27 protein-coding genes are annotated in these 23,971 nt (G+C 34.0%); 19 read left to right on the top strand and 8 right to left on the bottom strand.

The genetic code is table 11. The features are described from left to right. Positions 1-424 precede the first annotated feature (424 nt). A complete protein-coding gene (pdxR, locus tag BM088_RS24320; protein ID WP_091991054.1) occupies positions 425-1,885 on the bottom strand; it encodes a MocR-like pyridoxine biosynthesis transcription factor PdxR in 1,461 nt (486 codons plus the stop codon). A 116-nt stretch (positions 1,886-2,001) separates the two neighbouring features. On the opposite strand from pdxR, the gene BM088_RS24315 reads away from it, so the two are divergent. Next, a complete protein-coding gene (locus BM088_RS24315) occupies positions 2,002-2,778 on the top strand; it encodes an aldolase (RefSeq protein ID WP_091991051.1) in 777 nt (258 codons plus the stop codon). Positions 2,779-2,788: 10 nt separating this feature from the next. Beyond that, complete coding sequence (locus BM088_RS24310) at positions 2,789-3,676, top strand: dihydrodipicolinate synthase family protein (protein ID WP_091991048.1); 888 nt, start codon at positions 2,789-2,791, stop codon at positions 3,674-3,676. A gap of 92 nt (positions 3,677-3,768) precedes the next feature. Here the strand turns inward: BM088_RS24310 and BM088_RS24305 are convergent, their stop codons facing one another. Together BM088_RS24305 and BM088_RS24300 are read right to left on the bottom strand one after the other, a co-directional pair. Continuing rightward, on the bottom strand, positions 3,769-4,680 hold the full coding sequence (locus tag BM088_RS24305) for a hypothetical protein (protein WP_091991046.1): 912 nt from the start codon (positions 4,678-4,680) through the stop codon (positions 3,769-3,771). A 152-nt stretch (positions 4,681-4,832) separates the two neighbouring features. Further along, on the bottom strand, positions 4,833-5,612 hold the full coding sequence (locus BM088_RS24300; protein WP_091991043.1) for a DUF4124 domain-containing protein: 780 nt from the start codon (positions 5,610-5,612) through the stop codon (positions 4,833-4,835). Between the two features lie 197 nt (positions 5,613-5,809). Between BM088_RS24300 and BM088_RS24295 the strand changes: the two genes are divergently transcribed. The 7 genes from BM088_RS24295 (at position 5,810) to BM088_RS24265 (ending at position 13,443) form a co-directional block, all read left to right on the top strand. Then, positions 5,810-7,078 (top strand): S41 family peptidase, encoded by a 1,269-nt coding sequence (locus BM088_RS24295; protein WP_177208166.1) that lies wholly within the window; start codon positions 5,810-5,812, stop codon positions 7,076-7,078. 168 nt (positions 7,079-7,246) lie between these two features. Next, positions 7,247-8,848: a sensor histidine kinase gene (locus BM088_RS24290; protein WP_091991037.1), complete on the top strand. Its 1,602-nt coding sequence runs from the start codon at positions 7,247-7,249 to the stop codon at positions 8,846-8,848. Then, positions 8,835-9,269 carry a hypothetical protein gene (locus BM088_RS24285; RefSeq protein WP_091991035.1) on the top strand — a complete coding sequence of 145 codons (435 nt, stop codon included), beginning with the start codon at positions 8,835-8,837 and terminating at the stop codon, positions 9,267-9,269. The genes BM088_RS24290 and BM088_RS24285 overlap by 14 nt, the downstream gene beginning before the upstream one ends. Then, on the top strand, positions 9,253-10,674 hold the full coding sequence (locus BM088_RS24280) for a tetratricopeptide repeat protein (RefSeq protein ID WP_091991032.1): 1,422 nt from the start codon (positions 9,253-9,255) through the stop codon (positions 10,672-10,674). The genes BM088_RS24285 and BM088_RS24280 overlap by 17 nt, the downstream gene beginning before the upstream one ends. A gap of 59 nt (positions 10,675-10,733) precedes the next feature. Beyond that, a complete protein-coding gene (locus BM088_RS24275) occupies positions 10,734-11,408 on the top strand; it encodes a response regulator transcription factor (RefSeq protein WP_091991030.1) in 675 nt (224 codons plus the stop codon). Beyond that, the gene (locus BM088_RS24270; protein WP_091991027.1) at positions 11,398-12,669 is read left to right on the top strand and encodes a sensor histidine kinase; all 1,272 of its coding nucleotides are present in this window, start codon (positions 11,398-11,400) and stop codon (positions 12,667-12,669) included. The genes BM088_RS24275 and BM088_RS24270 overlap by 11 nt, the downstream gene beginning before the upstream one ends. Before the next feature lie 285 nt (positions 12,670-12,954). Beyond that, the gene (locus tag BM088_RS24265) at positions 12,955-13,443 is read left to right on the top strand and encodes a hypothetical protein (RefSeq protein ID WP_091991024.1); all 489 of its coding nucleotides are present in this window, start codon (positions 12,955-12,957) and stop codon (positions 13,441-13,443) included. Between the two features lie 100 nt (positions 13,444-13,543). Here the strand turns inward: BM088_RS24265 and BM088_RS24260 are convergent, their stop codons facing one another. Further along, positions 13,544-13,735 carry a hypothetical protein gene (locus BM088_RS24260; RefSeq protein ID WP_091991021.1) on the bottom strand — a complete coding sequence of 64 codons (192 nt, stop codon included), beginning with the start codon at positions 13,733-13,735 and terminating at the stop codon, positions 13,544-13,546. Between the two features lie 59 nt (positions 13,736-13,794). Here BM088_RS24260 and BM088_RS24255 point away from each other — a divergent pair, with 59 nt between their 5' ends. From BM088_RS24255 to BM088_RS24235, 5 genes are all read left to right on the top strand, one after another. Continuing rightward, positions 13,795-14,202: a GNAT family N-acetyltransferase gene (locus tag BM088_RS24255; protein ID WP_091991019.1), complete on the top strand. Its 408-nt coding sequence runs from the start codon at positions 13,795-13,797 to the stop codon at positions 14,200-14,202. 385 nt (positions 14,203-14,587) lie between these two features. Then, positions 14,588-15,079 (top strand): gamma-glutamylcyclotransferase family protein, encoded by a 492-nt coding sequence (locus BM088_RS24250; protein WP_091991017.1) that lies wholly within the window; start codon positions 14,588-14,590, stop codon positions 15,077-15,079. 19 nt (positions 15,080-15,098) lie between these two features. Then, on the top strand, positions 15,099-15,821 hold the full coding sequence (locus BM088_RS24245; protein ID WP_091991015.1) for an SIMPL domain-containing protein: 723 nt from the start codon (positions 15,099-15,101) through the stop codon (positions 15,819-15,821). A gap of 36 nt (positions 15,822-15,857) precedes the next feature. Then, the gene (locus BM088_RS24240) at positions 15,858-16,490 is read left to right on the top strand and encodes a LysE family translocator (protein ID WP_091991012.1); all 633 of its coding nucleotides are present in this window, start codon (positions 15,858-15,860) and stop codon (positions 16,488-16,490) included. A gap of 907 nt (positions 16,491-17,397) precedes the next feature. Further along, positions 17,398-18,039, top strand: coding sequence for an ankyrin repeat domain-containing protein (locus BM088_RS24235; protein ID WP_091991009.1), 642 nt, complete (start codon positions 17,398-17,400; stop codon positions 18,037-18,039). A 92-nt stretch (positions 18,040-18,131) separates the two neighbouring features. Here BM088_RS24235 and BM088_RS24230 read toward each other — a convergent pair whose 3' ends face one another. Further along, complete coding sequence (locus BM088_RS24230; protein WP_245763912.1) at positions 18,132-19,874, bottom strand: amidohydrolase; 1,743 nt, start codon at positions 19,872-19,874, stop codon at positions 18,132-18,134. Between the two features lie 208 nt (positions 19,875-20,082). Between BM088_RS24230 and BM088_RS24225 the strand changes: the two genes are divergently transcribed. Beyond that, the gene (locus tag BM088_RS24225; RefSeq protein WP_091991007.1) at positions 20,083-20,790 is read left to right on the top strand and encodes a PilZ domain-containing protein; all 708 of its coding nucleotides are present in this window, start codon (positions 20,083-20,085) and stop codon (positions 20,788-20,790) included. On the opposite strand, the gene BM088_RS24220 is transcribed toward BM088_RS24225, so the two are convergent. Then, on the bottom strand, positions 20,787-21,332 hold the full coding sequence (locus BM088_RS24220; RefSeq protein WP_091991004.1) for a GNAT family N-acetyltransferase: 546 nt from the start codon (positions 21,330-21,332) through the stop codon (positions 20,787-20,789). The genes BM088_RS24225 and BM088_RS24220 overlap by 4 nt on opposite strands. Positions 21,333-21,359: 27 nt before the next feature. Further along, the gene (locus tag BM088_RS24215) at positions 21,360-21,914 is read right to left on the bottom strand and encodes a MarR family winged helix-turn-helix transcriptional regulator (protein ID WP_091991001.1); all 555 of its coding nucleotides are present in this window, start codon (positions 21,912-21,914) and stop codon (positions 21,360-21,362) included. Between the two features lie 103 nt (positions 21,915-22,017). Between BM088_RS24215 and BM088_RS24210 the strand changes: the two genes are divergently transcribed. Genes BM088_RS24210 through BM088_RS24195 form a run of 4 tightly spaced genes read left to right on the top strand, consistent with a single transcriptional unit; the run spans position 22,018 to position 23,539 of the window. Continuing rightward, positions 22,018-22,764: a hypothetical protein gene (locus tag BM088_RS24210; protein WP_091990999.1), complete on the top strand. Its 747-nt coding sequence runs from the start codon at positions 22,018-22,020 to the stop codon at positions 22,762-22,764. Between the two features lie 14 nt (positions 22,765-22,778). Next, complete coding sequence (locus BM088_RS24205) at positions 22,779-23,024, top strand: DUF2024 family protein (protein ID WP_091990996.1); 246 nt, start codon at positions 22,779-22,781, stop codon at positions 23,022-23,024. A gap of 17 nt (positions 23,025-23,041) precedes the next feature. Next, entirely contained in the window at positions 23,042-23,302 is a 261-nt protein-coding gene (locus BM088_RS24200) for a Rho-binding antiterminator (RefSeq protein WP_091990994.1), read from the top strand. 21 nt (positions 23,303-23,323) lie between these two features. Then, on the top strand, positions 23,324-23,539 hold the full coding sequence (locus BM088_RS24195; RefSeq protein ID WP_091990991.1) for a hypothetical protein: 216 nt from the start codon (positions 23,324-23,326) through the stop codon (positions 23,537-23,539). A gap of 16 nt (positions 23,540-23,555) precedes the next feature. Here BM088_RS24195 and BM088_RS24190 read toward each other — a convergent pair. Further along, positions 23,556-23,971 (bottom strand): transposase (locus BM088_RS24190; protein ID WP_143085151.1); only part of this gene is annotated, 416 nt, incomplete at its 5' end.

Here is a 23,971-nt window from a genome sequence, read left to right as displayed (position 1 = left end):
CCACGGCTTAATAACTCCGCTGACTCGCCACAACCTTGCCCTTTCATGTGCGTTGAATAACGGTTGCTTTGCTTGGACTTCGATGGCGTTACAAACCTCGTCAGTCAGACTGTACTTGTCGGAGCGATACCAGCACTTAAGGGACACGTATCCCCTATGGCCTATATAATTCTCTGTGTACGCTTCACCTATCTTGTTCGCTTGAAAAACAAGCTCCGCCATAGGCGCAACACGCGATACGGGTGGTTGGCTAAACCTTACCCGACAGGGACTTGCACCCTGCAAGATGCATCAAGCTTCGCTTGACGCACTAACGGCAGCATAAATATGAAAGATGCAGCACAAGGAAGCATTTTTCAGTGTCATCTGTCTGAGCATAAAACAATAGCAAAGTTATTATGTTAGTAGATTAAATTCATTTATGTCATTGCAGTAATATTTGCGATAGTTTTTGTAATGATTGTGTTATTTCTTGCTCGTTAAGTGCACCAAAACCAAAGCGAATGTGAGTTGGCTTTGCTGAGTGATCACAAAAAAGTGTACTTAAGTTTACGTCTTTGTGCTGTAAGTTGGATATTTCTTTACCTTCAACAAGTTTTGAAATGTCTACCCAAAGCGCCATCCCTCCGGTAGGTAAATTGAATGAAATATTATCGCTAAATACTCGAGAGAATTCATTGGCTGCAAAGTTCCTTCTTGCTTGGTATTGCTTTCGAGTTTTACGAATATGCCGCTTTACTTCACCAGACTCCATTAAGTCTGCAAGTACATGCTCTGTTATCGTATTTCCTTGTCTGTCGATAAGGACAATTTCTTGCGCTGCTCTTTCAATAAATTTTTTATCGGCAGCTAGGTAACCTAGTCTCAAGCCTGGCGCAAATACCTTTGACATTGAGCCAATGTGCACAACATTTTCTGAATTAGGCAGACTTGCTAGGGGGGGAATGGGCTTTGCTTCATAATGAAATTCATGATCATAATCGTCTTCTATGATAAAAAATTGATGCTGCTTTGATAGTTTGAGTAAGGCCAGCCTTCTATCCATAGGTAAAGATACTGTTGTAGGATATTGATGGTGAGGGGTGATATAAATTCCTGCTACCTGATGTTGCGCTAATAGTTTTTCTAATGCGATAACATTTAAACCATTGTGATCTAACTTACAAGTTAATATTTTAAAGCCGTTCGCTTCAAATGCTGCTTTTGCCGGTGCATAACACATCTCTTCTACAACAATAGCACCTTTATTTGAATCTAATACCCTAGATGCTAGATATATTCCCATTTGACTGCCCCGAACGATACAAATCTGATCAACAGAACAATTCATAAACCTATCACTAGTCAACATCTTTTGGATTGAATCTCGTAGTACTTTTGTTCCTCTGGGATCTCCATAACCTAAATTTGAATGACGACTTAAGCTAATGCATGCTCTTCTATATGCTCTGGCAAGTATTTTATAGGGGATCAGTCGAGTATCTGGGATCCCGTCATTTTCATCAGATATGTTATTTCCTGAACGAAATGAATCCTGATAAATATTTTTTACTAGACTAGAAGGGGGTTTGGTTTTGTGTGCGTTATTAATTAAGAGTTTATTTTCTTCGGATAATCCTTGTTCTGGCAGCATATTTGAAATAAACGTACCACGCCTAGGTTTACTGACTAACCAGCCTTGAGATTCTAATTCTTCGTATACCTGTTGAACCGTTTTTCGGTTAACGTCTAATTGATTAGCTAAAGCACGTGAGCCTGGCAACATAGTTCCGCCAGCGAGACGCCCACTCTTAATATCTGCAATTAGCTGATTTATTAATTTTGTATGAAATGTTGTACCAGTACTGTCTACTAGCCAAAACTGAGTTTGCCAAGGTCTTAACATATCACCCCTTATTTCTGGACCATTAAAAATAGTTAAACTGGATGTTATTAGTGATCCAGTTCATTGCTATCTTGCCCTAGTTCTTAATGAAAAACAAAGTTATGGAGAAGTTTATAATGAAAACAGCTTACTTGAGTAAAGCAGAACTAATGAATAGTGCACAAACAGATATGAGCAATATCATTGAAGACATCAATTTAACTGAGCGTCAAAAGCTGGCGTTAACATGTCGTATTTTATTCGATAAAGGCCATGATTCAGGTCTTGCTGGGCAGATCACTAGTCGTTCAGCCAAGCCAAATACATTCTTAACCCAGAGGTTTGGTTTAGGTTTTGATGAAATTACCGCTGATGGCTTGATGGAAGTTGATCATGACCTTAAGCCATTAGATGGAAAAGGGATGGCGAATCCGGCTAATCGTTTTCATACCTGGATTTATAAAGAGCATCCAGAAGTTAACTGTATTGTTCATACCCATCCCACTTATATCGCAGCATTAGCAATGTTAAAAGTGCCTCTGATTATTTCTCAAATGGATACCTGTGGACTATATAACGATTGCTCGTTTATAGCCGATTGGCCGGGCGTACCTGTAGGTAACGAGGAAGGAATTCTTATTTCTAAGGCTTTAGGAAAAAATAGAGCGGTATTTCTTGCTCACCATGGTCAGCTTGTCACAGGTAAAACCATTGAAGAAGCGTGTAATTTGGCTATTTTAATTGAACGAGCCGCTAAATTACAAATACTGGCAATGTCTGCCGGAAAAATTAAACCACTGCCTGATAAATTAGCCCAAGAAGCTCACGATTGGGTTTCTACTGATAAGCGAAATAAAGTGAACTTTGCGTATTACGCAAGACAAGCACTCAAAACTCATACTGATTGTATATAAGGAAAAAAAGATGAATGTATCAGGTATTATTGGCTACCCAGTCACACCGTTTAGCGATGTAAATGGCCATGTGGATTTTGAAAATTTAGCACAGGTTATAGATACTTTATTTTCAGCAGAGGTAGATGCAATTGCTGCATTAGGTAGCGCAGGCGAAGCTGCCTATTTAACTGAAATAGAATGGCAAAAAGTAGCTGAATATACAGTGAAGTATGTTAACTCTAGAGTACCTGTTGTGATTGGTATTGCCGAATTAACCACGGCTCAGGCAGTAAAACGTGCTAAGTATGCTTATGAAATAGGTGCCGACATGATCATGGTTTCACCGTTCTCTTATTACCAGTTAGACGAAGATGAACTTTTTAGACATTATGAGAGTATTTCAAATGCAACACCTTTGCCCATTATGATTTATAACAACCCGGCAACCTGCGGTATTGATATGTCACCGCAATTTATGCTGAAGATGGTTAATAACATTAAAAATACCTGCATGATAAAAGAGAGTTCTGGTGATATTCAGCGCATGCATAAAATTTATAATCTGTCGAACGGTCAAATCCCCTTCTTTAATGGTTGTAATCATATGGCGCTAGAAGCACTTAATGCAGGAGCGAGCGGCTGGTGTACAGCGGCACCCTGTTTAATTGGAAAACAACCTAAATATTTATTTGATGCTGTTAAACAAGGTGAAAACGAGAAAGCTAGAGAGTTGTTTTATCAGCAATATGAGTTTCTTGAATTTATTGTGCACTCGGGTTTAGCCGCAGCGGTTAAATCTGGCTTCTCAATCCAAGGCACTCCCATTGGTGGGCCGAGAAAGCCACTGTTGCCGTTAACTGAATTTTCGCATCAGCAACTGAAAACAATGTTACTTAAACTCAATAGCCTTACATAACTCAAAAAACAAAAATGACTTACGTTGTTGGATAGTGCAGCCTCGTAAGCATTTTATTTTTTAAATTTTTAACAAACCTCTGGGAATGTGTGCTATCGACAGTTGAGTGTGCATATGAACTTTGAAGTGCTAGATGGCTTGCAACTTACTGAACATGCTTTAGTGTCACTGATCTTGCTATCTATAAATGTCACTACCCATAAATGCGATAGGTAGTCTTTAAAATCATTATAATGCTCTGTACCAGCAATTGCATATTGACCTCCTATGTTTGAGATAGCTTTACTAGGTATGTCATTGCCTGCGACATCTACACCGTTTAATACTTCAATGGTTTTGTCTTCATTATTATATTTTATACGCACCCAAGAGCCGTCTTTAAAATTTAAAGTTGAGTTAACTGCCAATGGGTTGAGGTTTTCAGATGCACTAAAACTGTCACCTACCGAGGTGTTTACAGCTGAAATTGTTTGGTGCCAACTGGTAATGAATTTAAAGTAGTTAGGATACTTAGATGTCATTGCTTCATATGTCTGTCGCCTAATAAAAGAAGTTAACATGAAGTTGTAGGTATTAATTGGTTTAGTGGTATTAAAAGTTAATAGGTTATTTTTAAAGAGTAATACAAATAAAGTGTTTGAATCTATTTGATCTAAGCTTGTAGTGTCAGTGCCAAAATCATTTTTAATATCATTCAAATAAGCTTCTCTATGTACCATAGCTTCTAAATAAGATGTTATTATTTCTTGTGGTACGGCAAGTGAAGTCGCTGTTATTTCATCAATATTATCATCTACGCTTTGTTGAGTGATTTTATACAGTCTGACTTGTTTATTTATGGCATCAAATACAACAACTTTTGCTCCATTTGAAATAACCGATTTTGCTGTCTTGATATATCCATCTTCATTACAATTATGGCAGTCTTTAATGAGATTTAAATTTGAAAAAACGTCAAAACTTAAGAAGCATAAAATGAGCGCGGTATATTTAATAATTGACATAAGCATTATTCCCTTATTTTTATGGCTTATTAGAAATCCTTTCTAATTTCAACATTATAAATAATTTAAATATAGTTTCAAGTATTTTGGATACAATAAAGTGTATGTTTACTTTTTAGTTAATTGTATTGAATTAAGTGTTAAAAGTTTTATTATCGATTAATAAACGCTTTTTCATTTATTAGCCTGTCGATTTGTTTTTGTTGAATGTTAATTTGAGTATTATAGTTGGCAGTAATAGCTGTCATTTGTATCGTAAATGAATTTTGTTGTGCTGCATTTACATGAGCTGTTGATAAATGTGCATCTATTGCTTTTAATTCTAAGTCCATTTTTTGCTGGAAGGTGCGAATTTTATTTTCATGAATTCGAATTTTGTTTTCTATTTTACTCATTTTAATAAACTTATCGGTTAGTTGTGCTTCGTTCGTCGAGTTGTTATCTAAAAACACCTTAGAGCTTTTTATATGCTGTTTTTGTGCTGAGAGTCTGATGAGTTTTTGCTGCTCTACATTTATTAATGAATTGTATCTTGAAATAACATTATTCAATTGTTTAGCGATAGCATCAGATTGATTGAAATCGTATAAATCACCACTAGGCTTTTTAGCGATATGTGTTAATTTATTATTTAAGGTATTGACTTCTTCAGTCATTTTATCTTGATAACTTCTAATGAGATTGTCACTTTTTGTCATTTTTTTTTCAATTTGGCGTAGTTGAATAAAGTTATCTATTTCAGAGTGAGTTTGCTCTGACGAGAGTGTTTTATTGTTTGCTGAAGGTTTCGGGGTTTTAATTTCGATTTGCTGGGCATTATCAGAGCACGGAAATTGGCTAAAAGTAAGAACCCCATTTATGTCACACTTAAAAACGGATGAATCGGCAAAAAATGAGATTAAAAATATAGAGATTAAGAGTGTGTAATGCATATCTAAAATCCTAATGAGTTTGTTATAAAATAATAACAAAATGTCGTGTCGTAATTATAGTACCAATATTTTTAATGAAAATGATTTTAATTATTAAGGTAAAATTTATTCTAATACATTTTGGTGATACCTTGTTGCTTTTAAAGTACTAAATGAAACACACTGTGAGTTTGTAATAACAATAAAAAATGGACATTATGAATAATAAACTTGTATTGCCTTTGATAGTTACCAATATTTTTGCTGGTGGCTGTTTTGTAGAAGCTAAACCTGAATTTAATTCAAAAGCGGCTTGGGCAGAATTAAATACCACTGTAAAATCGCAATATGCTTATATTGATAGAGCCAATTTTGATGTTATAGCACTCATTAAAGAGTTTGAATTAAGGGCGTTAAGTGCAAAAAATAAAAAAGACTTTGCTGATATCGCGCAACAGTTTGTTCGCCATTTTTACGACCCACATTTAAATTTAGGGCCCTATGATGAAAATGACTTTAGTGTCTCTCCTACAGGTTCAGATTTGTGGGGGTTATATCAAAATGAAAAATTTATTATTGAAGATGTTAAAGCACAAGCTGCAGCTGATAGTGCGGGTATTCGCCCAGGCGCTGAAATTATCACGATTGATAGTTTGCCTGTTAGAGCCGCTGTAGAGTCAGTTTTTGGAAAATCATTTGAAAAGCTAAATACTGCACAAATTAATTATGGATTAAATGTAAGCCTAGGTGGTAAGCGCCATAAAACGCGTATGCTTGAATTAAAAATTAATAATAGCACTCAGTCATTTAATTTAGCGCCAAGTTATCAATCTATTAATGATTTAAATAATGGTCCAACACTTTCTTATAAAAAATTAAATGATATTGGCTACATACGTTTTAATAATGCTCTGGGTAATATGAAAACCGTAGAGGCTTTTAAGCACGCTTTGACTGAATTAGTTGATACTAAGTCGTTGATTATTGATTTACGAAATACACCAAGCGGGGGCAATACTGGCGTAGCAGAACCTATCTTAGGACATTTTGTAAAAACTAAAACGCCTTATCAGCAATATCAAGTACAAGAAGAAAATACGTCATATCGCAATGCGCAAATGCAACAAGCTTATGTGGAACCAACAAAGCCTCATTATAATAAACCCATTGTTGTATTGGCAGGTCGTTGGACAGGTAGTATGGGTGAAGGGATGACAATTGGTTTTGATGCGATTGGCGCAAAAACGGTGATTGGCTCTGAGATGGCAGATCTTCTGGGAGGCATTAAAACTGTACAACTGACACACAGTAATACTTGGCTTGAAGTGGGTTTCGAACGTTTATTTCATATGAATAATACTTATCGAGAAGATTTTGTTCCACATATTAAAGTGACGCCTGCAGATACAGGTATAAATGGTAAAGATCCCGCGTTATTAATGGCTCAAAAGTATATAAAAAACAATCAGCATACTTGGAAGTTTTAGATTTTAAACGGTGTGGATATATTAGGAATGTTAAGCTTGCTAATATATCCACGATTAAAAAAGTAGCGTACGTTTTTTTACAAAGATATACTTATATAGAGTTGTTATCAAATAATGCCCTTTAAGAAGTATTATGCGATAAATCTTTTTTTATAAGTGAATGTATTTTTGAAACGTCTTTTTTGGGAAATTTATAGTGTCATTTTATTCAGCATATTTGGTGTGTTGTTATTATCATATTATGCTTTGAATTCTGTAAATCAATATCGTTACCAAGCACATCTACAAGACATAATGTCGGGTACAGTCTCTTTACTGAAGTCGGGAATAGATAGACAAAAAGGTGAAAATCAACAGCGTTGGTTATCTTTGTCTGCTTCATTATTAAATTCAGATTTATCCATAAGACCTTTAGACAAATCAAAACAAGACCAACCAATAATACCTATTTCCAGATATCAAAAAAATAAAGAATTAGAATACTTTGTGATTCAGCAAAAATTAAATACCAGCAATGAATTATTTGAGTTTAAATTTGAAACATTTACTGAGCAAATTGCGACAGCAACGGCATTTTTATTACTTAATGAAATAGGGCGCTTTGATGCAAGCGAAAGACAAGAAGTATTTGATAAAATAAGCGAGTCTTTTAGTTACCCTGTTTATCGTAGTAGACGTCAAGATTTGAATTTTGATAGTAGACAGCTTGAACGTTTAGACCGAGGTGAGACTATAATTGAATGGAATAAACAATTTGGACGCGGTTTATCTATCAATGTTTATGCACCTTGGGGAAAGTCTGCAGATGTGCTGGTAATGGGAGCCATAGCGTTTTTTGAGCCTTATCCCGTAAAAATCGTCATTTCATTTTTTATTTTTTCGCTTTTATTAATCGCTATAAGTGTCTTTTTTATTATTAAACATTTATCGTATCAACTTTACAAATTACAAGACAAAGTTGATGCAATCAGTCCAAGTCACTTACCAATAAATGAGCAAGCAACAGACAGTAATGTCATTGCGCAGCTTACATTAAAAGTGCAAAACATGGCTCAAAGAATTGAAAAATTATTAGGTGAAAAGGCTTATATGATCAGGGCGGTTTCTCATGATTTGAGAACACCTATTGCAAAAATGCACTTTAGATTAGAAGTGTTATCAGAACACCTTGCTGATGATGATACTGCATTGATGGGATGTTATGCCGATCTTGAACAGTTGGGATTGTTAATTGATGAATTACTAACCTATGAAAAACTGACATTACAGCAAAATATCAACTTTAAATCAGTTGATCTTATCAGTGTATTAGAGTCTCAAATTCAAAGTACACAATTACTTTACCCTGAATTATCTATCAAAATTGATACACAACTATCGCCACCCAACTTACTTGATGTTAATGAAGCGCTATTTAATCGTTTATTAGATAATTTATTAAGCAATGCCAGTAGGTATGCTAAAACGAAAATTAAAATCAGTGTATTTAAAGAGGTGAGCTCATTTAAAATAATGATAGATGATGATGGTTGTGGCCTAGATGAAAGCACAATACCTGAATTATTTAACCCATTTTATCGTGCTGAAAGTAGTAGAAATAATGAATTTGGTGGATATGGTTTAGGTTTAGCCATTGTAAAACAAGTTGCTTTACAACATAACGCAAGCATCGAAGTTGTGTGTAATCCATGGGGGGGCGCGCGCTTTATATTACACTTCCCTTTAGTTCAAATCGCAGATGAAGAAGAGGTTAATTATGTTATTAATTAACCTAAATATGTTGCATTTTATAAAAAGTATAACAACAAATTGCATTTTGATTTTTTTCTTATGTAACGCATTCATTAGTTATGCAAATACTGAAAAAAATGAAGATAAAAGTAACCCAAAAAAAGCTGCTAGTTCTTTGGTTAGTAAAAAACGTGTTAGTGAATGGGACGATTGGAATAAAAAAATGCCGACTCAGCCTAAATATGGTGTAGGCATACAAGGAGATATAGAACAAAAGTTAAATCAATTAGATAAAAGTAATTTGTTAAATGATGTAAATGGTGTGCTAGTGAAAAAAAATAAAGAAAAAATAATAACGAGTAAAATACCTAAACCAAAAAATATTAAGCAAATGATGGCTGAATTAGAGGCAATGGAAGCTGAAGTAAAACAGGAGCTTAGTAATGAATCTGAATTTTAATCAACTTTATTTATACCTATTTTTAGTGAGTATCACGTTTTTGTCTAGCGCAGAGCAAGAGCATGACAAAATAATAGATGAACTGTTTTCTCAAGCTATGAATGAGGTTGAAAATAAACAATGGCATAAAGCAGAAAAAACATTTGAACAATTATTATCTAAAAATAATCAGCTGCACAGAGCAAGAGTAGAGCTTGCTAATGTTTACATTGCTTTGAATAAAAATGACAATGCGATTACTGAATTGGATAAAGTACTTTCAATAGATAGCTTACCTGAAAATGTAAGACAGAATATTGAGAATTTAAAACACCAAGCTATCAAAAATAAATTAGCACATTCATCTGATAAAGAGGCTGATACTAAATTAGATAAAGGTCATTCTTTTGATGGTAATGTTGAATTTGCAATAGGTTATGATGATAATGTACGTTTTAGCTTTGGAGATTATTTTCTTGAAGATGACCCTTATTATGACTCAGATACAATTGAGTTGAGTGATGGGACTTTATTAATCGTTGCTGGTGATGGCAGTGTATACGATGTAGAAGGTAATTTTTTATTTGAAAACGATGGCACTTATAATCTTGATGCAATAGATAAAGGCAGCAGATTCACTGAAACTCGGTTAAATTTATTCCATGAATATAGTTTTAATTCACCTTCAAAAGTAAAATGGTCAAATACATTAAATATTAAAAGTATCAATAACCTCGACTTTCAAACTTATAGTAAATTTCAAATTAAGGCTGATTCAGCTATTTCGTTAAAAATAAACAATCAATTTGGCTTGGGTGCATTAGTTCATTATCGAGTATTAAAAAGAGATGGAAATACACAAGTTAAAAGTCACGGTATAGATACGCATTTCACTTATCTTAATGATTTAGGAAGTTGGCAGCTTGGTCTGCAATGGTTACAAAGAAATTATAAAGAATCTATGATAGAGCGAGAAAACTTTTATTATTTTTTTGATGAAGTAGATAGCCGGACCAAAAATATATCAATTAAATGGTCAAAATTATTCAAAAACAATAGGTTGTTGTTGTTAGCAAAGTTTGATTATTCTGATACGCAAGAAGATATTCCATATTTAGACCCTGAATTTGAAAGTTCAGACCATACAGGTATAAAATATTCTGCTGCAGCAGTTTACTCATTAACGTCAGATATAAAAGTCTCATTAACATATATCAATCTAACATTTGATTACTCAGATTATTATATTTATTTCGGAGAGCAAAAAGACGTTAGTAAAGCGATTAAAAGCAAAATCACATATAATTTCAATCAGAATTTAGATGTGTATTTAGCCGCTGAATATGTTAATAGAACCTCAGATCAATATGAAGGTATTAGTAGCAATAAATCTTTAGCGAAAATTGGAGTGAGAATGAAGTTTTAAGATTTTTATATTTTAACATTCATTTGAGTTATCCATCATAAATACAGGTGTATTTAGTTATGTTAGTTCTTTTTGCTGAAGATGAACGGGACTTAGCGCAGTTGACCATAGACTTTCTTGAAATAGAAGGTATTGACTGTGATTATGCCGATAATGGTGAAATGGCGATAAATTTAATTAATGCTCATCAATATGATGTCATCGTACTTGATATTTCTATGCCTAGGCTTGATGGTTTTAGCGTATGTAAAATGATAAAAGCCAATGGGAATAATACACCCGTTATATTTCTCACTGCCCGTGATGCATTAGCTGATAAACTTGCTGGATTCTCACTTGGAGCTGATGATTATTTAACGAAACCTTTCGACTTACCTGAACTTGCAGCAAGAATAAAAGTACTGGCACAACGCAGTACTAAAATATGCAATATATTTAACCTAGATACATTAAGTATTTACTTTGAGCAACATAAAGTGATACGTGGCAATCGTGAGATTTTATTATCCCCATCTCAGTGGCAATTATTAAAAATATTAGCTGATCACAGTCCAAATGTTGTTAGCAGAGTTGTACTTGAAAATGTCATTTGGCCGGATCAAATGGCCAGTAAAGATATGCTTAAAATGCTTGTTTTTAGACTTAGGAGCTTAATAGATATAAATAATGAGCAAGTTTTGATCCATACCATTCGAGGGGCTGGTATCGCATTAAGAGTATTAAATGAAAAGTAGTGTAACGTTAAATCAGTTTTTAACGCGCAGATATGCCAGTATTTTAGGTTTACTCGTTGTGTTATTTATTTTTTTAATTAGCTTTATGAATTTAACCGGTATGGACGATACCACAGAATATTATATGTTATATGAAGCCCAAGTACTCAGTGAATATTATCAAATTCCTGATGACATACTTGAGTTTGATAGTGGTAAAAAAGAATATTATTGGGGTGTTGAACAATTACCAAAAAAGTATCAAGATAAGCTTAATACTCAAGAACAAAAAGCAAATACTGCATACTTGTTTGAGCACAATAATCAGTATATTTATACTTTGTTTTACCAAAATCCAGAGCGTTCAGCGCTATTTATTGTTGTTCATATTTTTGAACAAAATAATCAAAGTTACCACAGTCAGATCTTGCGCATTGAGCTTACTTTACTCCTACTTTTAATTTTACTAATTGTAATTGGCTTTATTATATTTACGAATAAAAAAGTCACATCTCAAGTAGGGCGTTTACACCTTTGGGTTATGGCTTTAACCAATGAAAATACCAACAGCTATAAATTACCTGATGATTTGGATTTTGAAGAGTTGAAAAATACTGCAGAGACTTTAGTTTTAAGTTATCAAAAACAGCAAGAATTAAATATGAAAGAACAAGCGATTTTATCTCGAGAGCAGGCATTTTTAAGTACTTTAAGCCATGAAATGAGAACACCTATCGCTATTATTTCTGCTGCATCAGATTTACTAAATAAGCGCAATACCTTATCTGACAAAGATAAAGACACCTTTAAAAAAGTAACAAAAGCAAATAATAATATGAAGCAGTTGACGGAAACTTTACTGCAATTATGGCGTAAGCAACCTATATTAAATGAAATAGAAAAGATTTCTCTAACTGAGTTGGTAAATAGCATTATCGAACAATTAGAGTTAGATAGCAGTATTATAAAGGTCGAAAATAAAAATGATAAGCCTATTGAAGCTCAGCGTATTTTAGTGTCAATTGTAGTAACGAACCTTTTACGTAATGCTTACCAATATATAGGTAATGGTCAAATAGAAATAACGATAGATAAAGATGCTTTGGTGATATCTAATTATTTTGATAAAAATATAACTACAAGCGATGAAAAATTTGGATTTGGGATAGGACTGTACTTGGTTGAAAAGATTTGTGTACAAAATAACTGGGGGATACACACTCATATAGAAGATTCAATTTTCAGTGTTGAAACCCTGTTTAGAAGTCAAGCTATAAGTTAAATTTAGTTTTATGTTTAACGCCAATCATTACGGTACTATTGTGTTCTTATCACGGTATTAAAACGCAGCTTCATTATCTAAGATTAGGTGTTATTTTTATTACAATCCAATATGTGCAAGCGACTTTGAGTGTTTTACAAACATCATTGTGAAAGAAATGTGCATCTTTTATCAAACTATTTTACCCCTCTAATAATCATGATACTAATGTAAAAAATCTTATGTTGATTCGAATTTAGCAGCTCAATTCTTCACAAGTGTAGATATGATATTAGGAGTAAAAAGATGGCAATTCATCCAGAAGCAGTTTCTAATTTTCAACAAGGTATTGTTGATGATAGCTTTTTAGGCATTGTTGATGTGAGTAGTGGCACATTATATTTAGCATTAGCCGAGCGTTTAGATAAAAAACCAATTTTGCCTGAGCGCCATAGTCGTGTTGCTGGTGTTAAAAGAAAGCCACTGCCAGGTGGTGGGGGACATACCATGCTTGCAACCTGGAACGGTGTTGCTGCGTATCAAGTAAAAAAAGGTGTGGCATTTGGAGATGCATTTGGTTTTTCTTTGATTAAAAAAGGTGCTGCAAAGTTTGAAATTGGTACTTTTCGTTCAGGGTTAAATCGCCAACAAAGTGGGGCAAAGCCAAACTATGCACTGAGTAAATCAGAAGATGCAGAGCAAAGAACTTTACCGCAGGATAAAATCTTGAATAAATTATTACCCGCACTGACTGCAGGTTTAATGAATACACGTAATCGTAGAGCAAGTATTTAGTTTTCATTTATAATAAACCTCAAATCTAGCGCGCATCTATTACTAAAATATCTAGCTTAAATAGATGCCTATAGCGTTGTTTTAGACATAAGAACTCTGATTATTGTGCTTGGATTAATGGGATTTCACTTTCAAAAAAAGCTGACCAATAAACTTCCCGGAAAATGATCAAATTGCATTGTATGTGAAAGGCGGGTAAACCTATTAACGCAGACTCAGCTTGTTTGGTTAAAATATCTATTATTTTAAGTACTTTACCATTTAGTTTTTTGTATCTTTTTGATAATTTCATTGTTATTAAAATGCATATTGGATTTATAATTGTTTTATACAGAGTTCAAAGGGGAATACATGATAAACAATTATCTAGTTTCAATAGATAAAAGCCGCTTGAATATAAGTGAAATTCATGATTATCTTTGCAATCAATCATATTGGGCTAAAGGAAGGAGTTTAGCGCAGGTTAAAGCAAGTATAGAAAACGCGATGTGTTTTGGTATTTATATTCAAGAAAAACAAGTTGCCTTTGCTCGAGTTGTGACTGATACAGTAACATTTGCTTATTTACTGGATGTATTTGTTTTTGATGAGTACCGTGACCAAGGCATCGGTAAATTATTATTAAACAGTATTTTTGAACATTCAAAACTACAATCAGTAAATTGGTTATTAAGAACCAGTGATGCACAGGGTATTTATAAAAAATACGGATTTAATGTTATTGATAACCCTGAGAGTTATATGAAAAAACAAGTTTAGGAAGCTAATGATGATGGTGAGTACAGAAAGGTTATTAGTTGTAAAAAACCTACAGCAATCAAAATAATTTTATATTAATGTATTTGGCTTAAAATTATATGAAGAGCGGGGTACTCGTATTCACTTCAAAGTTGCAGAGCATAGTATTGTAATGTGCCAAGGAACTGAAAAAGCACTGAACTATCAGCATGGATTTGAGTCAAATTCGACACTTGTATTTAAAACACACAATTTAGACCAAAAAATTGAAATATTAAAAGGTAAAGGTGTGGAATTTATTCATACAACTCCTAATGAAAACCTGTGAGGTCGCTATGCTGCATTTAAAGACCCATCCGGTATTGTGCATGAGATTTTTGAATCTAAAGTTAAGGGCTAAGCATTAATGAAATATTTTGCTTATGGTTCTAATATGTCACTTGTTAGATTACAACAAAGAACACCCAGCGCTAAGCTGTGTGGTTGTTTTAAGTTAGTGGCGCATAGCTTGAGATTTCATAAAGTTGGCCAAGATGGCTCAGGGAAATGTGATGCATTTTATACCGCCGATAACTCAGATTATATATTAGGAGCATTATTTGAAATTGATGACATTGAAAAACCGATGTTAGATAAAGTTGAAGGCTTAGGTTTTGGCTATGATGAAAAGCAAGTTTCTTTAAGCAGTGATAAGGCTCAAGAAGTTATTGCCTGCCTTTATATCGCTACCAATATAGATCCCATGCTTAAACCCTATTCATGGTATAAGAACCATGTTTTGATTGGTGCTAAAGAGTCAGGGTTACCTTCAAATTATATTCAAAAAATTACGTTAATTGAAAATATTGAAGACTCAAATAAAAAAAGAGATGCACAACAACGTGCGATTTATATATAAATTATTAAAAGGAACCTTTATGAAATTATTGACCTCAATTGCAATATTGGCAATGTCGTTTACAGCACTCGCTAATACACAATTACCAAACAACCGTCATATATCAGTAACGGGCACGGCTGAGTTAAGTGCTAAACCTGATATTGCTGTAATTAATTTACATGTTGAAAGTAATAATAAGACCAGTTTAGCAGCCAAAACCGAAGTCGATACGAGAGTAAATAATCTACTTGATGGAATCGAAAAATTTAAAGTTGATGAAAGTAATGTTTCGGCATCAAGTATTTCAACTGAACCTAGGTATTCATATCGCAATAATGAGAATCCTAAAATAACAGGTTATGTTGCGAGGCGTACATTAAAAGTGACTTTAAATGACTTAAAAAAGTTGAATAAGTTTATTGATTTTGCATTGAGTGTAAAAATCAACTCTGTTCGTAATATTGAATTAAAGTCTTCCAAAGAAAAAGCATTAAAAGATGAAGCAATTGCACTGGCTGTTAAAAATGCAAAAGAAAAGGGACGTTCTTTAGCACATGCTTTTGATGCTGATTTAGGTCGTATTTATAGCATTAATACCAATTCTAATAATAGTGTATATCGATATGGTGCTAACAGAGATGCTGAAATGGTGCAGCACAGTGCAATGAAAGGCTCAGCTCCTCAGCCGGGTCGTTACTTGCAGGAAAATATAAAATTTTCTGCTTCTATTAGTGTTGTTTTTGATTTAGAAGTAAAGTAGCCTAAGCGGTTTTTATACTAAACAACAGGGCCTTGAATGATAGATATATCAGTTTTACCTTTATTTTTAACTGCGGTATTTTTTTTAGTAATATCACCAGGCCCTGATTTAATTTTGATCTCGTCATATTCTTCCACAAAAGGGTTTAAATCAGGTTTTATGATATCTCTGGGAGTATTTTTAGCCGGTATGTTACAAACCTCGCTTGTGGCTTTTGGGTTAGGGCAATTAATGCAAGCTATGCCATTATTTGCTTACTCGATTAAAATTGCAGGGGCAGTATATTTAGCGTATTTAGGAGTGAATATGCTACGTTCTTGGTTGCAAAAAAAACATCAGAAGAATACTTTTCAGCAATTAGAAAAAATATCAAATATTCAACTTATTAATAAAGGTTTTTTAAACAATTTATTAAACCCTAAAGCGTTATTATTTTTTAGTTTATTTTTACCTCAGTTTACAACAGGTAGCGGTGTTTTGTCGGTTCAGATCATCATCCTTGGAATGCTTTTAAGTTTCATTGGCTTATTTTCAAATGCATTATTTGCATTATCTTTTAGTCAATTTGGTGCTGTACTTGGTAAAAAATTAAAATTAGGCCGTCATATAGATGGTTTTTTGGGCATGATTTTTTTAGGTTTAGCGACCCGTTTAGCTATTAGTAAATAGAGATGAATGCATTTGTTTGCGAGTGAATCAATTTAGCTGGAATATAACCGACTGTTAGGTTTCTTGCCCTAATGCATAAAACTCCAGACATAAAAAAAGCCCGAAAGGGCTTTTTGGGATTCATATCAACCGTCACCGATATGAGCAATGTAGCAAGTAATAAGGGTTGATCATCGATAGCCGGTCTCAAGGGGCGATAGCGACGAGACTATCAATGATCTTACAGTTTAACGTACTGCTTAACGTTTACAGGGTTCTTTCTTTTAATCTAAATAAAGCATGGCATCCTGCCAAAATTCCATCCTTGTGGTCTGAGGTTAGGTACTGCGTTTCGTTGAGAATGATTATCAGTTAGAATGTTTACCAAGTCAACACCTAAATGATAATTATTTTCATTACAAATATTCTAACTCACTGGTTAAAATTACAGACAAAAAAAAAGCCCGTAAGGGCTTTTTTGAGAATTCATATCAACCGTCACCGATATGAGCAATGTAGCAAGTAATAAGGGTTGACCATTGATAGCCCGGTATCAAGGGGCGATAGCTACTAAACTAACAATGGCCATACAGTTTAACGTACTGCTTAACGTTTACAGGGTTCTTTCATTTTATCTAAAAAGTATGGCATCCTGCCAAAATATCGTCCTTGTGGTCTGAGGTTAGGTACTGCGTTTCGTTGAGAATGATTATCACTTACGGCATTATTTAAGTCAACATCTAAATGATAATTATTTGCATTTGTTGGTTTTTATTTGTCCGCGGACAGTTCGGTGTCCGTCCGATTAATAGAGGTGAATCAAAATATTTAGTTTTTATTGTTTATTTTCAGTGGATTAAATTTTGGCATGGTGTTTGTAATAGTTAATTGAGTTTACGAATAAACGAGTTAACAAAGAGACAGATAAATGACTAAAATTTATAAATCATCAAAAGTATTACCCATTCTGATCACTTGCTTTGCAATAGCAACAAGCGCAATTAGCATTGCACATAATAGTGAGGCTACAATTGTAGTAACAGATCACCAACAAAACGCTCATTTAAAAAACCCTAAAGATGAGTTAATGCTTCAAGCGATTAGATATAACGATTTAAATACAGTGAAAGCGCTAATAAATAGTGGGATGGGGATTAATGATAATATTGAAGGTGATGGTACGCCACTTATTATTGCAGTTCAGCGTAATAAAATTGCGCTTGTGAAAGCGTTAATTAACTTAGGTGCTGATGTTAATCAGGCAACACATATTGATGGCAATGCATTGATTAATGCGGCTATGAAAAATAATCTAGAGTTAGCTGAGATACTCTTTGAAGCCGGTGCTAACTTAGACGCTGTAGTGGTCAATGATGAGACTGCATTGATCACCGCATCACGTGCAGGACATTTTGAAATGGTGACGTTTTTAGTAGAAAATGGTGCTGATATAAATTTAGAAGTTCAGGTTACTAAAATTGATGGTACAACTGAATATCGCAGCCCAATTAATGGTGCTAAAACAACAAAAATATTGCAATACTTGCAAAGTGAAAATGCTAAAACATAAGTATGATTGATGAAAACTAAAAGACCAATACAAAATGTTCATTCTCGTATTGGTCTGAATATGAACGCTTTAACTAACAAGGCTAGATTAGCTTATTTTTGATATATTACTTGGCCATCAAAAATTGTGATCATAATTTGAGTTTGATTTATGGTATTTGGTTCAATATCAAATAAATTACGGTCTAATACTACTAAGTCAGCTAACTTTCCAACTTCAATACTGCCTACCATATCTTCTTGTCGCATAACATAAGCGCTATTGAGCGTATATGCCTTGATAGCTTTTGCTAATGTAAGTTCTTGAGGTACTCTTGTTACAGCGTTCTGCAAACCAATAAATGGATTAAATGGGCTAACATTCCAGTCACTACTGAGAGTAATGCGTGCATTAGCTTCGTCTAATGATTTTATTGGCACTGCATTGTCAGATCTTGCGTTACCTATCAATTCATCATTTTCATGCCAATGTTCTGGGTTTGTAAAATCACCTGCAACTTGTGCATCTGCTGTCACATTAAGCTGTGCAAATCGTGGAATGTCATCAGGGTGAATTATTTCAACATGGGTAATTCTATGGCGACCTTGCTCACTTCCTACATTTTCAACGGCATTTAATGCTTCTCTAATGCCTCTATCGCCTATGGCATGCATATGAAAATCAAAACCTGCAGGTTCTAATGCTTTAATATATTTTTCGATACGTGCCTGAGTAAAATAATTAAGCCCTTTATTTTGTGGTATGCCAATTAAGTCAAGATTATATTCGCTTAACATTGCAGAAGTTGCATTAACAATAATGCCATCAGAATAAAGTTTTATTTGATTAAAGCGTAAATAACTCTCAGAATTATTTGTGTATAAGGCTTTTAAATCAGTTAGTTGTTCAATGTCATCTGCTGATGGGTAAGCCCATAAACCAACTGATACACGCGCGGTGAGTGCCTTATTTTCTTGTGCTTTTAACCAAGTCTTATGATCATCCCGTTGCCAAAAACTCCTTGCATCACTAATTGATGTTATACCGTGTTTTGCCAGTTCTGGCAGGGTAAAATTCACTAAGCCATCATAGTCTTTGCTTAAACTTTCAGTGGTGGGCGCCATTGCCAAGTCCATCGCAATATTACCTGCGTTATCAATTAAAATACCATTTAACGCTCCCGTACTTTCATCACGTAAAATACGACCGCCCTTTGGATGCGGTGTCTCTTTTGTAAATCCAACTAATGATAAAGCGACAGAATTCACCCACATTGAATGAGATGTTTGCTCCATTATTATAACGGGACGATCAGATACAGCTTCATCAATAATGTTTAACGGTGAACGCGTTGCATCAAGCAGGGTAAAGATTGAGTGGCCATAACCAATCAACCAGCCAGACCCCGGGTTATCTTGAGAAGCTTTTTTTATGATGCTAATAAAGTTTTCAGGGTTTTGTTCATTTACGTCAATCCTAAATTGCGTATTTTCAGAAGCTGACTCAATCGGGTGCATATGCACATCGTGAAATCCTGGCATCATCATTTTGCCATTTAAATCAGTTATATTTGTATCCGCACCGACATAATTATTTACTTCAGAATTGCTGCCCACAAAAATAATTTTATTATTTTTTATAGCGACAGCATCGGCCCATTCTTGTTGTTCATTTAGCGTATAAATTTGGCCGTTTTTAAATACTTGTGTTGCTAATTCGTTTGTTGGAGCGATAGGTATAATGGGTATATTCATGTTCGAACTTGTGCCTGTTGAGTTACCGCACGCAGTTAATAAAGCGCTTGTCATTAGTAGTGAAGCTAAAAAAGATTGCTTATAATGTTTATATTTTTTCATTTAAAAACTCTCACAGTATTGGTTATCACATTAACTGATATAAATAATAATAGATGTGGGGTAACGAAAAGGTAACACTGGCAGTATTTATAAAGAGGATTATTATATTTTTTGGAGTAAAGGCCTATTTTTGAGTGTCTTTAGAATATTACGATAAGGCATTTTTGTTCTACACTTAATTTACTTTGATGTTTAAAACGAATTTTGAATGCCTATTTATCAATATTCAGCAAGTGAAAGAGAACCTAATTCAGCACCAACAAGATTAACAGCAGATAAAGGGCTGCAATTATTACCAATTAGTACAAAAGTTGTGTTTGATATTTGTCATTCAACTGAATCAAAAGTGCAATTAAAATCAACTTATATTGGTCTGCAAGTTAATCATGCTTTGTTATTTCAGTTTCCAAAATCAAAAAATATTGTTTGCTCCAGCTTTCTACCTGAAGGAAATATAATAAATGTGAAAGCTGTTTCAACCCAAGGTGAAGGCATTATATTGTCGTTTAAAACAACTATTTTAAGGCTATATCCGGCACCATTTCCAATGTTGGCAACAAGCATACCTGAATCAATTCAACTGCAATTGATCAGAAAAGAGCCTAGGTTTAATATGGATTTGGCAGCAAAAATGCGCTGGGAAACATCAGATGTTAATGGTGAAATTGAAGATATTTCCTGCAATGGCTGTTGTTTTGTTACAAGTGAATTATTAGATGATTTAAAAAATATAGAGGTGAATATAATCATTACTGATAATACGACAATGCATAGTCATAACTTACACGGCATTGTTAAAAATATTAGAAAAATCAAAAATAATTATCATTTTGGTATTTCTTTTTTTGATGAAACTAAAGGTTCAGTTCAGCAATTATTGCAAGGTTTTATTTTAAAAGGCGCTCGAGACTTTTAAAGATTTCCCTCGATTTTAATAAACGTATTTTTCTCTAAGCCATAAATATAATCATCAATATCTTGGTTATTAATGACGGTATTTCTAGGTAAGAATTTTTCACGGGTGAACCCTGATTTTTCTAATAATTTATATGAGCCTGTATTCGTTGTCGAACAAATCGCAGCAAGTTTTTTGATCCCTAATGAATTAAAGGCATATATTTTTATTAAATTTAACGCTTCAGTTGCGTAACCTTTTCCGTGTGCCGCTTCTTTGAGCATAAAGCCAACTTCAGCAACGCCTGCTTCAGGGGGGGTTATTTTTAAGCCGATATTACCTAGTTTCTCACCCGTAAACTTATCATTAATACTGAAACACCAGGCATCACTTTTTTGCGTTATTGGTGCAGTGCGGTTCTTGAAGGTATTTTTGATTTCATCTAATGATAAAATATCATAAAGGTGTTCCATAATTTTTGGATTTTGGTTGAGTGCTTTAAAGAGTTCCCAATCAGATTGATCTAATGGTAAAAGCGTTATTCTATCATTTGTTAGTTCCATCTATTCCTCATTATATATCGCTTTAATTTAAGTTGAATACTCTTTGCAAATGAGCTTAACGTCATCAAGGCTGAGAGTTTCAAAGGTTAATCCACACCTTATACCTTCAGGTGTATTTTGGTTAAATTTACAGTTTTTGCAAACTCCAAAGGCTGTACGTCCAGTGACTTCTTGATAGTTGTTGAGCAACTTGTATAACAAGTCTTTTGTTTCATCTTGTTCATGAGTGGATAGATTTTTCACCGCAGAACTAAATTTTTGTGGTGGACAGGTTTTCGCTAAAAATGCTTGGCCTGAGTTAGTTACTTTAAGGTGAGTGATTCGTTTATCTTTTTCATCTTTTTGTCTGATAATTAAAGATTTATTTTCTAATACTTTTAAAGATTGTGACACAGTTCCTTTGGTTAAACCTAAAAACTCAGTGACAGCAAGTGTCGTATCTGAATAACGGTTACATGTAGACAAATAATACAAAGCCTCCTGCTGAATAGGTTGTAAACCTAAACTGAGCCCTTCTAAGCGTGTTTCTTGGCGCAATAAATTAGCCAAACGTTCAATTAAATTAAAAAGTTCATCATTCATATTTTAATAGTATCGAGTCAAAACATATTTGACAAGCATAGATTTAGTATGATTAACTAAATGCAGTTTCGAGTCGAAACAATAATTGATTTAGGAAATTTTAATGAAACCGTCAAAAATATTTATTGCAACAGCGCTAAGTTCAGTATTAATGGCCGCTAATAGTTATGCTCACAATAAACATCAGGGGCATATTCAAGCAGCAGTATCACCAAATGTTGCAGCGGAATTCGATATTGTGCATGCCAAAGTAACAACTCAGGGATCACATCTTATTTTTCAGCAGTTGGTGAAAGATAAAGCCGGTAGCAAACAACCACAAAAGAAAGGGCAGCTAGCCGGAGCAGATGTATTTAGTTATGTTTGGCCAACGTCATTAAATAGTTCCGTTGTAGGTTTTGAGGCTGATCAAGGTATTTTAGCGCTTGCGTTAACGATCCACCCTGATTTTGATGATACGCCTCTATATGATGAAGATAATGATGGGGATAAAACAAATGATGGTATTTATTGGCATAGCCATTGGGTTGTACTTGTACCTGATAATGCATGCGGTGAAGGTGCATTAAAGGTTAAAGATATTGTTAAAGGCTCATCACCGAAGTTACCTATTACTTGGCCAAATTTACCATTGTTTATTGATAGTCCAGGTTTTGATTTTAACTTAGATGGTTCAGAAGTATTAGTAAAAGTGCCCTTATCTGCAGTAGATTTTAGTGACAGCTTTTCATTTGATGGGGTAACCGCTGGATTAAAAATAAATCAGCAACTTCATGCGCCATTATTATGTGTAAAGGACGTTTTTGACATTGCTTCAGGTGACTTAAGTTTACCTGGTAAAAGCCAATAATTAGGAGAGATATAATGCAAATCCATATTTATGATACCCATGTTAATACTAAGTCAGGACAATACATACATTTTGATGTTCTAGTAAATGAAGAGAATGTGAGCAATGTAAAAGAATTTGCTGAACGTCATTTAGCAAGTTTAGGGGTTGAAGTTGATAATATTCAACAAAGTCGATGCCATTTTTGTCATAGTGAAATTGCAAATCCACAAGTGAAACAGAATATAGAAAACCAAGGTCATAGTATTATTCAGTTATAAAGTAAGGGAAGTAATCCATGGCAAAAATCATTACCTGTGATGCCCATGATTATTTTGAAATTGTATGCATGCGTCGTAGCCAAATAAAGATTACGACGCACAGCAATAAAAAATATTATGGAACAGCAATAGATATTAATAAAATGAATTATCAAGAGGTATTAAAAATACAGGTAAATACGCAATATGAATATGAATATGTTCTTCTAACTGATATCAAAAAGCTAGAAGCGATAGGTAACAAATCAGCCCAGCATAATTTTTTAATTCAGTTGTAACTCAGCCTTTAAAGTATTTTTATGACATTATATAACAGGGTTGTTTACACTGGAGTGCAAGGACAGCAAATTTTTGGTGACTTACCCGTTGCTGGAAGTGGCCGATTGATCCCAAGGCAGTCCGTTGAAAAATATGCATCGGCATTGGGCCTTTGGTTTGATGTACCAAAAAATGAACTCGCGAATATATTTCCAAACTTAGCGAACTTAAATCCAACTCCCAGTATTTTTGGTTAATAAACCTGAGATCGGGTTAAGCAATGACTATATTTTCGCTTTCTAGGATTTCAAGTTCTACTGCATTTAAATCAAGTGCAGGTTTTTTATCTTTAATACAATATGCAATTAATCCAGCAAGCATATTAGTCATGAACCCATTAATACTGCGGTGTCTGGAGTGTTCTACATAAGATATATTCTTCAGCTGATCATTAATTGTTTCAATGATGAACCGCTTTTTTAACATCGCTCTATCCCATAGTGACATTGCTTTCTTCTTCATGTTATTTCGCATTCTGGTGATTATTTCAACATCTTTTTCCAATAACTCTCCCGCTAATGCTTTTCCTAAATAACGTTTATCGCCATATAGTTTTCCTGATAAGTGAGTGACCATCTCTGGAACTGGTACTCTATCATCTACATTTCCTTCTGTTATTTTGACTGATA

Source organism: Pseudoalteromonas denitrificans DSM 6059, from assembly GCF_900112265.1.
GTDB classification, from domain to species: Bacteria; Pseudomonadota; Gammaproteobacteria; order Enterobacterales; family Alteromonadaceae; genus Pseudoalteromonas; species Pseudoalteromonas denitrificans.
The sequence above is the reverse complement of the archived record's forward strand: the minus strand, read 5'-3'. Positions and strand labels throughout refer to the sequence as shown.